General features: G+C 63.8%; 18 protein-coding genes and 2 tRNA genes. 6 read left to right on the forward strand and 14 right to left on the reverse strand.

From position 1 onward, the window contains the following. Positions 1-2: 2 nt before the first annotated feature. Genes AABF56_RS08210 through pcsA form a run of 5 tightly spaced genes read right to left on the reverse strand, consistent with a single transcriptional unit; the run spans position 3 to position 5,345 of the window. On the reverse strand, positions 3-923 hold the full coding sequence (locus tag AABF56_RS08210) for an ABC transporter permease (RefSeq protein WP_272805554.1): 921 nt from the start codon (positions 921-923) through the stop codon (positions 3-5). Next, positions 923-2,017, reverse strand: coding sequence for an ABC transporter permease (locus AABF56_RS08215; protein WP_272805555.1), 1,095 nt, complete (start codon positions 2,015-2,017; stop codon positions 923-925). The genes AABF56_RS08210 and AABF56_RS08215 overlap by 1 nt, the downstream gene beginning before the upstream one ends. Beyond that, positions 2,007-3,578, reverse strand: a complete 1,572-nt coding sequence (locus AABF56_RS08220) for an ABC transporter ATP-binding protein (protein ID WP_272805556.1) — start codon at positions 3,576-3,578, stop codon at positions 2,007-2,009. The genes AABF56_RS08215 and AABF56_RS08220 overlap by 11 nt, the downstream gene beginning before the upstream one ends. 48 nt (positions 3,579-3,626) lie before the next feature. Then, a complete protein-coding gene (locus AABF56_RS08225) occupies positions 3,627-4,598 on the reverse strand; it encodes a quinone oxidoreductase family protein (RefSeq protein ID WP_272805557.1) in 972 nt (323 codons plus the stop codon). Between the two features lie 24 nt (positions 4,599-4,622). After that, the gene (gene pcsA, locus AABF56_RS08230) at positions 4,623-5,345 is read right to left on the reverse strand and encodes a phosphatidylcholine synthase (protein ID WP_272805558.1); all 723 of its coding nucleotides are present in this window, start codon (positions 5,343-5,345) and stop codon (positions 4,623-4,625) included. A gap of 242 nt (positions 5,346-5,587) precedes the next feature. On the opposite strand from pcsA, the gene AABF56_RS08235 reads away from it, so the two are divergent. Next, on the forward strand, positions 5,588-6,796 hold the full coding sequence (locus tag AABF56_RS08235) for a UbiH/UbiF family hydroxylase (RefSeq protein WP_272805559.1): 1,209 nt from the start codon (positions 5,588-5,590) through the stop codon (positions 6,794-6,796). Here AABF56_RS08235 and AABF56_RS08240 read toward each other — a convergent pair. Both AABF56_RS08240 and AABF56_RS08245 read right to left on the reverse strand, forming a co-directional pair. Next, entirely contained in the window at positions 6,764-7,726 is a 963-nt protein-coding gene (locus tag AABF56_RS08240) for an AEC family transporter (RefSeq protein WP_272805560.1), read from the reverse strand. The genes AABF56_RS08235 and AABF56_RS08240 overlap by 33 nt on opposite strands. 140 nt (positions 7,727-7,866) lie before the next feature. Continuing rightward, on the reverse strand, positions 7,867-8,616 hold the full coding sequence (locus AABF56_RS08245; RefSeq protein WP_064330188.1) for a cytochrome c biogenesis CcdA family protein: 750 nt from the start codon (positions 8,614-8,616) through the stop codon (positions 7,867-7,869). Positions 8,617-8,844: 228 nt separating this feature from the next. Between AABF56_RS08245 and AABF56_RS08250 the strand changes: the two genes are divergently transcribed. Further along, a tRNA-Lys gene (locus tag AABF56_RS08250) sits at positions 8,845-8,920 on the forward strand. 192 nt (positions 8,921-9,112) lie between these two features. Here the strand turns inward: AABF56_RS08250 and AABF56_RS08255 are convergent. Further along, positions 9,113-9,301, reverse strand: coding sequence for a DUF2934 domain-containing protein (locus AABF56_RS08255; RefSeq protein ID WP_272805561.1), 189 nt, complete (start codon positions 9,299-9,301; stop codon positions 9,113-9,115). Positions 9,302-9,494: 193 nt separating this feature from the next. Here AABF56_RS08255 and AABF56_RS08260 point away from each other — a divergent pair, with 193 nt between their 5' ends. Beyond that, positions 9,495-9,680, forward strand: coding sequence for a hypothetical protein (locus tag AABF56_RS08260; protein ID WP_272805562.1), 186 nt, complete (start codon positions 9,495-9,497; stop codon positions 9,678-9,680). Between the two features lie 41 nt (positions 9,681-9,721). Here the strand turns inward: AABF56_RS08260 and AABF56_RS08265 are convergent, their stop codons facing one another. Next, positions 9,722-10,027, reverse strand: a complete 306-nt coding sequence (locus AABF56_RS08265) for a DUF982 domain-containing protein (RefSeq protein ID WP_443021095.1) — start codon at positions 10,025-10,027, stop codon at positions 9,722-9,724. Between the two features lie 282 nt (positions 10,028-10,309). On the opposite strand from AABF56_RS08265, the gene AABF56_RS08270 reads away from it, so the two are divergent. Further along, positions 10,310-10,510, forward strand: a complete 201-nt coding sequence (locus tag AABF56_RS08270; protein WP_272805563.1) for a hypothetical protein — start codon at positions 10,310-10,312, stop codon at positions 10,508-10,510. Between the two features lie 282 nt (positions 10,511-10,792). On the opposite strand, the gene AABF56_RS08275 is transcribed toward AABF56_RS08270, so the two are convergent. From AABF56_RS08275 to AABF56_RS08295, 5 genes are all read right to left on the reverse strand, one after another. Further along, positions 10,793-10,869, reverse strand: a tRNA-OTHER gene (locus tag AABF56_RS08275). Positions 10,870-10,876: 7 nt separating this feature from the next. Continuing rightward, positions 10,877-11,056 (reverse strand): hypothetical protein, encoded by a 180-nt coding sequence (locus tag AABF56_RS08280; RefSeq protein ID WP_272805564.1) that lies wholly within the window; start codon positions 11,054-11,056, stop codon positions 10,877-10,879. Continuing rightward, positions 11,053-11,241, reverse strand: a complete 189-nt coding sequence (locus AABF56_RS08285; RefSeq protein WP_272805565.1) for a hypothetical protein — start codon at positions 11,239-11,241, stop codon at positions 11,053-11,055. Before AABF56_RS08285 ends, AABF56_RS08280 begins: the two co-directional genes overlap by 4 nt. Continuing rightward, positions 11,238-11,555, reverse strand: coding sequence for a hypothetical protein (locus tag AABF56_RS08290; RefSeq protein ID WP_272805566.1), 318 nt, complete (start codon positions 11,553-11,555; stop codon positions 11,238-11,240). The genes AABF56_RS08285 and AABF56_RS08290 overlap by 4 nt, the downstream gene beginning before the upstream one ends. Next, a complete protein-coding gene (locus AABF56_RS08295) occupies positions 11,552-11,893 on the reverse strand; it encodes a hypothetical protein (protein ID WP_272805567.1) in 342 nt (113 codons plus the stop codon). The genes AABF56_RS08290 and AABF56_RS08295 overlap by 4 nt, the downstream gene beginning before the upstream one ends. 89 nt (positions 11,894-11,982) lie before the next feature. On the opposite strand from AABF56_RS08295, the gene AABF56_RS08300 reads away from it, so the two are divergent. Further along, the gene (locus AABF56_RS08300) at positions 11,983-12,237 is read left to right on the forward strand and encodes a helix-turn-helix domain-containing protein (protein WP_272805568.1); all 255 of its coding nucleotides are present in this window, start codon (positions 11,983-11,985) and stop codon (positions 12,235-12,237) included. Positions 12,238-12,276: 39 nt separating this feature from the next. After that, positions 12,277-12,672, forward strand: a complete 396-nt coding sequence (locus tag AABF56_RS08305) for a hypothetical protein (RefSeq protein ID WP_272805569.1) — start codon at positions 12,277-12,279, stop codon at positions 12,670-12,672. Positions 12,673-12,716 lie beyond the last annotated feature (44 nt).

Genomic DNA, 12,716 nt, shown 5'->3' on the forward strand with positions numbered 1-12,716 from the left:
GCTCACCGGTCGGGCACGAACGGTTTTCCGAGCGAGGCAGGCGTATTGATCAGCGTCATCCGCCGATTGTGCGATATCAGGATGAGGACGACAACCGTGGCGATGTAGGGAAGCGCCGACAGGAACTGCGAGGGGATGCCGATGCCGAGCGCCTGGGCGTGCAGCTGGCTGATCGAGACCGCGCCGAAGAGATAGCCGCCCGCCAGCAGCCGCCAGGGCCGCCAGGAGGCGAAGACGACGAGCGCGAGCGCGATCCAGCCGCGCCCGGCGGACATGTTCTCCACCCATTGCGGCGTATAGACCAGCGAGAGCTGCGCGCCGGCAAGGCCCGCGCAGGCGCCCCCGACCATGACGGCGAGGTAGCGCGTGCGGATGACATGGATGCCGAGCGCATGGGCGGAGGCGTGGCTGTCGCCGATCGCCCGCACCTTCAGGCCGGCGCGGCTGCGGAACAGGAACCAGTTGACGCCGAAGACGAGCGCGATCGACAGGTAGAAGATGATGTCCTGCTTGAAGAGCAGCGGACCGAAAAAGGGAATGTCGGACAGCAGCGGGATCGCGATCGGCTGGAGCTTGATGCCCGACATGCCGACATAGGGCTCGCCGATCTGGCCGGAAATGCCGAGGCCGAGAATGGTGAGCGCAAGGCCGGTCGCCACCTGGTTGGCGACGAGCGTCAAAGTGAGGAAGCCGAAGAGCAGCGAGAACAGCGCGCCGCAGGCAATGCCGGCGAGGACGCCGATATAGGGCGAGCCGGTCGCCTGCGTCACGGCGAAGGCGAGCACCGCCCCCATGACCATCATGCCCTCGACGCCGAGATTGAGCACGCCCGCCCGCTCGCTGACGAGCTCGCCGAGGGAGGCCAGCACCAGCGGCGTTGCCGCGGTGATGACGGTGAGAAGGATCGCTTCGATGATACCCATCAGTGCGCTCCCCCTTCGCTGGACTGCCCAAGCCGGGAGAAGACCAGCCGGATCTTGTACTGGATGAGCGTGTCGCAGGAGAGCACGAAGAACAGGAGCAGCCCCTGGAAGACGCGCGTCACCTTGTCGGAGACGCTGAGCGTGAGCTGCACCGCCTCGCCGCCCACATAGGTGAGCGCCAGGAAGAGGCCGGCGGCGATGATGCCGAGCGGATTGAGGCGGCCGAGGAAGGCGACGATGATCGCGGTGAAGCCGTAGCCGGGCGAGATGATCGGCTGCAGCTTGCCGATCGTGCCGCTGACCTCGGAAATGCCGGCAAGACCGGCGAGCGCGCCGGACAGCAGCATCGAGAACCAGATCATGCGCTTCGACGAGAAGCCGGCGAAGCGCCCTGCCCGCTCCGACTGGCCGAGCACGGTGATCTCGAACCCCTTCAGCGTGTAGCGCATCATGAGCCAGAGGCCGACGGCCGCAATGATGGCGAAGGCAAAGCCGAGATTGGCTCTTCCCGAGGCGATGAGCTCGGGAAGGATCGCTTCCGGCGCGAAATCGCGCGTCACCGGGAAATTGTAGGCGTCCGGGCTGCGCCAGGGGCCGCGCACCAGCCAGTCGAGGAAGAGCTGGGCGATATAGACCAGCATCAGGCTCGTCAGGATCTCGTTGGTGTTCATATGCGCCTTGAGGAAGGCGGGAATGGCGGCATAGAGCGCACCGCCGATCATGCCGAAGACCAGCATCAGCGGCAGGACGAGCGGCGAATGCCAGTCATGGAAGACGACGGGCACGATGGCGCCGGCAATGGCGCCCATGATGAACTGGCCCTCGGCGCCGATGTTCCAGTTGTTCGAGCGGTAGCAGATCGAAAGGCCGGCGCCGATGAGGATCAGCGGTGCGGCCTTGATGGCGATCTCGTGCAGCGACCAGATGTCGAGCAGCGGCTCGATGAAGAAGCTGTAGAGCGCCGAAACCGGATCCTTGCCGATCAGCGCGAACATGATGCCGCCGGCGATCACCGTCAGGCCGAGCGCAAGGAAGGGCGAGAGGATGGAGTAGAGCGTCGAGGGATTGGCGCGCTTTTCCAGTTCAATGCGCATGGGCCACCTCGCCGTCCGTCTTGCCGTACATGCCGCCCATCAGGAGGCCGATCTTCTCGCGGGTCAGTTCGTGCGCCGGATAGGCATCGGACAGCCGCCCCTCGCTGATGACCGCGATCTCGGTCGCGACCTCGAAGATCTCGTCGAGGTCCTGGCTGATGACCAGCACGGCCGAGCCCGCCTTCGCGAGATCGACGAGCGCCTGGCGGATGCGGCTTGCCGCGCCCGCATCGACGCCCCAGGTCGGCTGGTTGACGATCAGCACGGCCGGCTGGCGGTCGAGTTCGCGCCCGACGATGTATTTCTGAAGGTTACCGCCGGAGAGCGAGCCGGCCGCCGGGTTCTCGCCGCTCTTGCGCACGTCCATCGTCTCGGAAATGCGCTTCGAGGCGATGCGCACGACCGCATGGCGGATGACGCCGAGCACGCCGCCGGCAAGGAACGTCTTGCGGTCCGACTGGTTGCGCGCCAGGACGAGATTGTCGGAGAGCGGCAGCGCCGGCACGGCGGCATGGCCGTGGCGCTCCTCCGGCACGAAACCGGCGCCCATCAGGCGGCGCGCCGTGATGCCGAGATTGCCGGCCGCCTTGCCGCGGATGGAGACGGCGGCGGCTTCCGGCACCGGATATTCGCCCGAGAGCGCGTCGAACAGCTCGCCCTGGCCGTTGCCGGCAACGCCGGCGATCGCCAGAACCTCGCCGCCGCGCACCTTCAGACAGACATTCTTCAGCGCGACGGCGAAGGGGGTGCGCGCCGGCACGCTGAGGTGCCGGGCTTCGAGCAGCACGTCACCCTTCGTGTTGGTGCCGGCCGCCGTCACCGAGGCGACGTCGCTGCCGACCATCATGCGCGCCAGCGAGGCCGGCGTTTCCTGGCGCGGATCGCAGGCGCCGGTCACCTTGCCGTGGCGCAGGACCGTGGCGCGGTCGCAGATGCGCTGCACCTCTTCGAGGCGGTGGCTGATATAGAGCACCGAGCGCCCCTCGGCTTTCAGCTTGGCCAGCGTCTCGAACAGCCGGTCGGCCTCCTGCGGCGTCAGCACCGAGGTCGGCTCGTCGAGGATGATCAGCTCCGGGTTCTGCAGCAGCGCGCGCACGATCTCGATGCGCTGGCGCTCGCCGACCGAAAGGTCCGCGACATGCGCCTTCGGATCGAGCGGCAGGCCGTAGAGATGGGACAGGCGCGAGGCCTCCTCCGCCACCTTGGAGAGCGAGATGCCGGGGCTTAGCGACAGGGCGATGTTCTCGGCGACCGTCAGCGCCTCGAACAGCGAAAAATGCTGGAAAACCATGCCGATGCCAAGGCGGCGGGCCGCGCCCGGGCTCGGGATCCGCACGGGCTCGCCCTTCCACAGGATCTGTCCGCTGGTCGGCGCCAGAACGCCGAAGAGCATCTTGACGAGGGTGGATTTACCGGCGCCGTTCTCGCCCAGCAGGGCGTGGATTTCGCCCGGCTGGATATCGAGATCGATGGCGTTACACGCGGCAAACGAACCAAATAGCTTTGTCAGGCTGCGGACAGCCAGCAACGGACTGCCCCCGGACGCTCCAACGGCTGACACTCTTCCCCTCTTTCCTGCAAACCCATCCTGCCGCCCGTTCGGGTCGTGTCAGGGAATGAGCAGCGTCGTTCCACTCGTTTTTCTTGCTTCCAGATCCGTGTGCGCGCGTCCCGCCTCGGCCAACGGATAAGTCTGATGAATATTGATACGCACTTTGTTGCTTTGCACAACATCAAAGAGCGAGTTTGCACATGCATCCAGCGCCTCGCGCGTGGCGATATAGGCAAAGAGCGTCGGGCGCGTGGCGTAGAGCGAGCCCTTCTGCGAGAGCAGGCCCATGTTGAAGGCCTCGACCGGGCCGGAGGAATTGCCGAAGCTGACGAAGAGGCCGCGCGGCTTCAGGCAGTCCAGCGATTGCGGGAACGTGTCCTTGCCGACGGAATCGTAGACGACGTCGACGCCCGCCCCGCCCGTCAGCTCGCGAACGCGCGCGACAAAATCTTCCTTCGTATAGTCGATGACATGGTCGTAGCCATTCGCCAGCGCAAGCTCGACCTTCGCCTGCGATCCCGCCGTGCCGATGACCGTCGCGCCGAGCGCCTTCGCCCATTGCCCGGCAATCAGCCCGACGCCGCCGGCCGCCGCGTGGAACAGCAGCACCGTGCCCGGCTTCACCTGATAGGTCTGGAGCAGAAGGTATTGCGCCGTCATGCCCTTCAGCATCATCGCCGCCGCCGTTTCGAGCGAGATGCCGTCGGGCACCTTCACCAGATGTTTCGTGGCGACGTTGCGCTCGGCGGTATAGGCGCCGTCCGCGGAGGCATAAGCGACGCGGTCGCCGACGGCGAAATCCGTCACGCCCTCACCGAGCGCGGTGACCGTGCCAGCCCCCTCCTTGCCGGGAATGAACGGCGGATCGGCCTTGTAGAGCCCCGTGCGGAAATAGACGTCGATAAAATTGAGCCCGACGGCCGCCTGCCTGATCTGCACCTCGCCCGGGCCCGGCGCATCCAGCGGCACCTCCTCGAGCTTCAAAACCTCCGGTCCGCCGAGACTGCGGACGACGATCGCCTTGGTCATCGAAAATCCTCCAGATTGTTGTTTCTACCGGCCGAGATTGGGAAACACCTGCAGCACGGCCCCGACGACATAGAGATAGATCCCCGTCGCCACCACGCCCCAGACCACCCAGGCCGGCGTATCGAAATGCAGGAGCAGCGCATAGCCGCCGAGCAGCGCCCAGAGGAAGAAAACGGCGAGGTTCAGCGCCCGCAGCCGCTGGACGCGCACCGGATGCAGAAAGTTGATCGGCATGAAGGTGAGGAAGACGGAGACGAAGACGATGATCGACGCCGTCAGCTCGCTCGCCTGGATGACGAACAGCGTGAACACCACCATGTTCCAGACGACCGGGAAACCGGAGAAGAAATATTCGTCCGTCTTCATGCACATGTCGGCATAATAGATGGCGCTCGAAACGACGATGGCGCCCGCGGCCACGAAGGACCAGGGCTCGCCGATCATGCCGCTCTGGTAGAGCGCAAAGGCGGGCAAAAGCACGTAGGTCACATAGTCGATGACATTGTCCAGCGTATCGCCGGACCAGTTGGGCAGCACTTCCTTGACCCGCACCTTGCGGGCGATCGGCCCGTCGATGCCGTCGACGAGCAGTGCCAGGCCAAGCCACCAGAACATGTCGACGAAACGGTGCTCGCCCGCGGCCACCACGCCGAGAAAGGCGAGGAAGGAGCCGGACGCCGTCAGGATATGGACGGAAAAGGCACGGATCTCCGCGTAGGGTACGCGTTTGTAGTTGAAAAACTTCATGGCCCTTCGCAGTCCATCCCTGGGGTTTTCATCGGCGGTGCGCCGACATGCCCTCTTACGCGGTCACTGCCCGTAATATGCATTGATTGCCCGGCATCGCCAGTGCAAATCGGCCACCCGTCCGGCGACTTGGCGCCCTGCGCCGATTCATCCCATGGAAATTGCCTCTTTGCCGGCCTAGATTCTGCCGGTAGAAGCGACCCCGGTCCTGTGGGTAACGCTTGCCGCTTCGGAGGTCGGTCATGAGGCAATTCGATATCGCGGTCGTCGGCGCCGGCCTTGCCGGCAGCCTCGCGGCGCTGGCGCTTGCCGATTCGGGCGCAAGCGTCGCGCTGATCGCCCCGCCCGCCCGCGCAAATGACGGCCGCACCACGGCGCTGATGGACCAGTCCATCGCCTTCCTCAAGACGCTCGGCCTGTGGGAGGAGATCGCCCGCCATGCCGCCGCGCTCGAAACCATGCAGATCCTCGACGGCACGGCGCGCCTGTTGCGCGCCCCGCCCGTCGCCTTCCGCTCCAGCGAGGTCGGGCTGGAGGCCTTCGGCTACAATATCCCGAACGCGCCCTTCCTTGCGGTGCTGGACGCCCGCATCGCGGCGACCGGCAATATCGTGCGGATCGAGAGCGGCGTAACGACCGCCAATGCCTTCGAGGAAGGCGTCGAGCTGACGCTCGAGGATGGCGGACGCGTCCTGGCCGGCCTCGTCGCCGGTGCCGACGGCCGGAAATCGAAGATCCGCGAGAGTGCCGGCATCGGCGTCAAGGCCTGGTCCTATCCGCAGGCCGCCCTCGTGCTCAATTTCTCGCACGACCGGCCGCACGGCAATGTCTCGACGGAGTTCCACACCGAGAGCGGCCCCTTCACGCAGGTTCCCCTGCCCGGCCGGCGCTCCAGCCTTGTCTGGGTGCTGCCGCCGAAGGAGGCGGCGCGCCTCGGCGACCTGTCCGCCGCCGATCTTGGCCACGCGGTCGAGGCACGCATGCAATCCATGCTCGGCAAGGTCACCGTCGAGGGCGCGGCGCAGCGTTTCCCGCTCTCCGGCATGACGGCCGAGCGATTCGGCAAGGGCCGCATCGTGCTCCTCGGCGAAGCTGCCCATGCCTTCCCGCCGATCGGCGCGCAGGGCCTCAATCTCAGCCTGCGCGACATCATGGCCTTGAAGGAACTCGTCCAGGGGGCGACGCCGGCGAACGACGCGGGGATCGGCGAACGCTTCGACCGCAGGCGGCAGGCGGACATCCGCTCGCGCACGCTCAGCGTCGACCTGCTCAACCGCTCGCTCCTCTCCGATTTCCTGCCCGTGCAGTTCCTGCGCTCGGCCGGCCTGCACCTGCTTTCCGCCCTCGGCCCCTTGCGCAGCATCGTCATGCGCGAAGGCATCGAGCCGCTCGGCTCGCTGAAGGCCTTTCGCGACGGCCTACGGGAACGGGTCGCCCGGAAGCAGGCCTGACTTGATGAGATAGAGCAGGATCGTCACCGTCGCGACGGACAGCACCGTCGTGATGAGGATGGTCGCCGACGCCCGCTCCTGCCACACGCCGTATTGCTGGCCGATGACGAAGACGTTGGTCGCCGTCGGCAGGGCGGCGAGCAGCACCGCGGTGAAGACCCAGACCGGATCGAAGTTGCCCGCAAGTCCGAGCACCAGATACATGGCGACCGGCAGCAGCAGGAGTTTTGCCGGCACGATGTAGCCGATCTCCACCGGCACCCGCTTCAAGGGCCGGAGCGCCAGCGTGACGCCCATGGCAAAGAGCGCGCAGGGCGCCGCCGCCTGCGCCAGGTAGTCGATCAGCCGCTGCAGCGGCACCGGCGGCTCGACGCCGGCAAAGGCCGCGCCGAAGCCGGCCGCCGTCGCGATGATGAAGGGATGGGTGACGATCTTGCGCAGCACCCCGCCGGCGATCTTGAGCGCCGGCTGCTTCTCCCCGCCGGCAAGCGCCATCAGCGCCGGCGCGACCATGAAATGCAGCATGTTCTCGAAGCAGAAGACCAACGCCACCGGCACCGCCGCCGGCTCGCCGAAGGCGAGCAGCGCCAGTCCCGGCCCCATATAGCCGATATTGCCATAGGCCGCCGCCAGCCCCTGGATCGTCGCCTCGCCTATCGACGCCCGCCGCAGCCAGAGCCCGATCGCGAAGATCAGGCCGAAGACCAGGTAGGTCGCGCTGATATTGGCGAGGATGAAGTCGATGCGCGTCAATTGCTCGATCGGCGTCTTGGCCACCAGCTTGAAGAACAGCGCGGGCAGCGCGATGTAGATGATGAAGGTGTTGAGCCAGCCGAGCGCCTCGACCGGCTGCCGCGTGATGCGGGCGACCACGTAGCCGAGGAAAATCATGCCGAAGAACGGCAGCACCAGTCCGATGATGTCAGCCATGGGCCGAAGCCTGCTCCCGCTTGCCTGGGGCATGTCGCGCAAGAGCGTGCGGCGGCTCTCTGCGACATGCGAAAAATCGAGGGCCTGACGCGTGACGGCGCGAATCCCGTGGGATCGCGGTGCCTCAGGCCTCGTCCCGACTAGCCGATTTGCGAGAGAATGGGAAACGTTTGCTGGAACCAGATGGCAACAGTGCTGATATAGCCGAAGATGAAGGCAAGGCCGGTGAGGACGAGCAGCACGCCCATCACCTTCTCCACCGTGCCGAGGTGTCGGCGGAAACGCATGAGGAAGCGCATGAAGGCGCCGGAAAAGCCGGCCGCGATCCAGAACGGCACCGCAAGCCCCAGAGAGTAGATCGCAAGCAGGACGGCCCCGTCGCCCACCGTCTCGCGCGCCGCCGCGACGCCGAGGATCGCCCCCAGCACCGGCCCGATGCAGGGCGTCCAGCCGAAGGCGAAGGCAAGGCCCATGATGTAGGCGCCGGACGCCGTCGCCGGCTTGCCGCCGCCCTGGAAGCGCGCCTCGCGGGCAAAAAGCCCGATCCGCAGCACGCCGAGGAAATGCAGGCCCATCAGGATGATGATGACGCCGCCGACCTGCGCGAGAATGTCGAGATGCCGGCGCAGCACCATGCCGATCGTCGAGGCCCCAGCCCCGAGCGCCACGAAGACCGTGGCGAAACCGAGCGTGAAGCAGAAGGCCGCCAGGAGAACGGCCCCGCGCGTCTCGCGCCGCACCGCCACCGCATCCCCGCCCTTGAACTGCTCGACGGAAATGCCGGCCATGTAACAGAGATAGGGCGGAACGAGCGGCAGGACGCAGGGCGACAGGAACGAGAGGGCCCCGGCAAGAAGCGCGCTCAACAGGGAAATATCGGCGATCGACAAAGAACTACTCCGCAGCGGCGGTGAAAGGCGGCCAGGCCCGAAACCGGCCATGCCGCCCCTCCAATGGCGCTTCCTAGTATCCGCCGAAACCCTCTCCTGCCAATCACCTTTTGGAGAACGCGGCGAAATGCAGCAAAAGCTGTTTTTCGCCGCATTTTCCGGGTTGACCCGGCAAATCCTCCTGCCTATGTTCCGCGCACTTCCGCGGGGCGCCTTCGCACCGCCAGGGAGCGCGTAGCTCAGCCGGTAGAGCAACTGACTTTTAATCAGTAGGTCCAGGGTTCGAATCCCTGCGCGCTCACCACCGAAGCACCTGAAATCGTTGAGATAAACCGGGTAGACCGCCTTCTGCATGAACTTTTCATGCGCCATTAGCTTTAACCAGTTTTTCCCGGTTTTTCAGCGTTTACCCAGAGGTGGCGGGGTTTCCGTGGCGCATGGATGGCGCATGTGTGGCCGCCCTGCCCTCACAGATGGCTCCACACAGGAGTCGAACTCAATGCGTCGGGTTGGCCGCGGCGGCCAAGCCCACGACATCCCGACTCGCAGCTTCAGCCTCGTCCTCTTCCTGGATTTCCCGCTCGGCCTGGATCCAATGGCCTAGCGACGTGCCGTCCAGCGAACCTTCACGCTGCCATAACTCAAAGGCCCTCGCCTTGATCCGTCCTTCGCGTTCGTCGTCCATGGTCTTACCGAAGTCCGAAGAACGAAAGAACAGCGATGACGATGACGACGAGGCCGACGATGTATACAATGTTGTTCATAATGGTTCTCCTTTTCTATTTGAGGCCAAACGTGACGGCCTTCAAACTTGTTCCTGTCGACCGGAACCTCATCGTGCCGCAGCCCGTTTCCTCTGCCCCACAGGAGGACGCAGAATGGCAATTGAGAACGCACCGACCGAGAAGGGCAAAGAAGGCGCCCGTGGCCTCCACAAGGCCGCACGGGCCGAAGAGCGCGAAGTTGAGGCTGAGAAGGGTTCGGATCTCGCCAAGGGCGCGGATCGCTTCGAGGAGCGCTCTAAGAGTTCCGACGGCAAGAGTGGCGGCGGGAAGCAGAAATGAAAAAAGGGCCGCCCGACAATCGTTGCCGGGCGGCTTTGATATCAAACACTCATCATCGGGGGCGTAGAGGGGCCGGATCGGTGCCAAAGGGGCGGCAACGCCTGCACCGGCATTCCCGCTTCAAGGCATGCAGAGACGAACGCCTCGCGTGCAACGGCCGCCGATGTTCGGAACTGGAGGGCGGCACGGCATAGTTCACAGGCGCGTGCGTAGCACTCGCCAGTCCGAAGTGGCCATTCCTTTGCGAGGAAGTCGAGAGCGTCGTGGACACCCTGGAACATTCGGGTGATTCCGTTCGTGAACGTAACGGAGATAGGGGTTGCAAAGTACATTTCTGGCAGCATCAAGATCCTCGTTCCAAAAGCTGCCCTGGCGCCAATCGAAGTCGATAGCCTGCGCGTGTGTTTCAAGGGCGCTTGTTGGTCGCCGTGAAAACAAAGATGCCGATCAAAAGTTCCATCCCGCCACTTAAAATGTTGATGCACTAAATAAGGGAAGCGTTATATGGCTCGCTCGACTTGTAATTGTCACATGACAAGTGCACACTGTCTTTATCGGCAGCCTGGTTATTAGGGCGCTGTCGGCCGTGAGGTGACTCCTTTCGCCCCGAACGAGGAAGGGAGCTCGCCATGGATCTCCCACATTTATTACCGCAAGCAGGAATATTCGAACCCGACGATATCGCAGTGATGCGGGATGTCGTCGCCCGCCTGAAAAGGCACGCGAACCGGGATCTCGATGCGATTGCCCTTACCGTAATCCGCGTTTTCCGGGAGGAGCCCGGCGACGCGGAGCACCTCTGGAACCGTTGTCGCTCCCATTTCGGCTGACCGCGGCTTGCCCGGTGAAGCAACTAGAGAAAAACAAAACCGCTCGCCCTTTCAGGCGAGCGGCTCCGTGCGCGGCGCTGCGGCAATGGGCTGCAACCGGTGGGTGGCCGCGCACGGGATGACGATACTACATCGTATAGGGGTCGGCCAGCCGGCCGCAGTGTGGGAGCGGTGGTGCCCGGCTGGCCTCGTGGTGTAAAAAAGGCCGCGCGCCACCAAGCGAGGAGCAGCAGCGCGCGGCACCCTCCTGACCGGACATGACTACGGTCGGGAAGGAAGAAATGGAGCCCCTGGCGAGATTCGAACTCGCATCATCCGTTACCGCTGTCGGGCTAGAAGTCCCGCGCGGGTACAGGGGCGAAATGGTTAGGAGGGATAAACCGCGTATTCGGCGCGCTCGACCCAGGCATATGCGCGGCCGCCCGCACGATTCTCCTCGACCCACTCGTCGACGGCTTCCTTCGCGTGCTCGAAACTGAGCGCGACACCAAGGCAACCGACCTGACCGTTGCGGCACGTCATCATCACGAATCTCGGCTGGGTCATGCCGTCACCTCCGGATACTTGATTCCACTCGCAATCACCGGAACGTATTCCGGGGCGATCGTCATGACACGCTGGTCGCCTCTGTAGAGGTCGACGCCGAGGTCATGCTCGTTGTGACGCAGCATGTACTGCTCGCGGCCGATGAAGACGGTGCTGCCTTCGGGATACCAGTCGCGCCAGTTCATGCCACGCCCCTCCGCATTTGCTCTTCCAGCCCGCCCCAATCGGCGATGCCGGATTCGGCCGGGTCTGCCTCATGGTCGATTCCCCAACCAATCGGGAACCATGACGGCCCGCCCTGCATAATGGACTCGGTCCATCCAAGGTCAGGCTCACCGTCTTCATCCGGCTCGCGGCCGTCATGTTCGGCCTCACGGTCATCGCCCCACATGTCAATGCCGGAGAGGTAGGGTTCAAGATCGGGGTCGCCGTCAGCAGTATCGAGAAGGGCTATGAGCACGTCGATGGCGCGCTCGATCTTGTGGCGCTGGATGTTCATTTCGCAGCCTCCGCATCGAGTCCGACCAGCCTGCGATACATCGCAACCGTCTCCTCGGTGCTGGCTTCGACCTTCGTGATCCGCAACGCCTCCAGGGTGGCGACCTTGAGGCGGAGAAGGTGCGGGTTGCCGTCGTAGCACATGACGTCGGCGTCACTGCCGCGTACACCAAGGATCATCAGGGGCCATTTGCGTCCGCCTTCTTTCTCGAAGTCGATCACGTCGCCGGCCTGAAACTTCGGCGGGTTCTGGCATCGCAGATGACGCCGGAAGGCAGCGATCGTCTTCGGGTTGTTGGCGTTCCTTAACGGACCATTAGGTACGTTTCGTTTCGGCATGGGACACCTCGTTGCGTCTTTCGTATCTAGGTGATACCTTTAGATCACGACGATCCCGATGTCAATACCAAAAGGTCATAGTGATACCAATGGATCAGAATAACCTATCTGGCCGACAACTTGCGGCGGCAAGAACGCTCCTCGGAAAGACGCAGGCTGAGATTGCCTCGGCGGCGAAAATCAGTGTGCCCACTTTGAAGCGAATGGAGGCGAGTGAAGGAAGTGTGTCAGGCATGACGAACAACGTCGCGGCTGTTGTTGCCGCCCTGCTAGACCTTGGAATCGTCTTCATCCCGTCCAACGGCAACGGCCCAGGCGTGCGTCTGAGGGATCGGCAGGAATAGCCTCGCGCGCACGCGCGAGGTGAGACGGCACGCCGTAAGGTGCTCTACGAATTGGAGTTTCCTGAGACGAAGAATGGCGGTGATAGAAAATCAGTTCGCCACAATGGCGAACTGACTGAGGACAAGGCAGACCGCTTCACAAAGACCGCCGCCAACCCCTTGAAATTATTCGGCACCGATCCGTGCCAACGCGTTGATTTCACTCGATGCAAAATTGCATTCAGCGGTATGCGCAGATTTGCGCATACCGTCGAATCCTTCCGCGACAAGCGGGTCATCAACAAGCGCAATAGGCAACTTTCGAGGATCGACAGTCGAGTTGTATTGACGCATTTTTCCGAGAGAGGAGAAGTCATGCTTCAGAAGACCGGGTACTGCATCGCTATTGTCATTCTGTCTGCCGCCTGCTTCTGGGCGGTCGGACAGTGGTACTAGTACTACAGTTGCGTTTTATGCGAGATCATGATTCACTCTCGGCG

The sequence above is a fragment of the Shinella sp. WSC3-e genome, assembly GCF_945994535.1.
Taxonomy (GTDB): Bacteria; Pseudomonadota; Alphaproteobacteria; order Rhizobiales; family Rhizobiaceae; genus Shinella; species Shinella yambaruensis.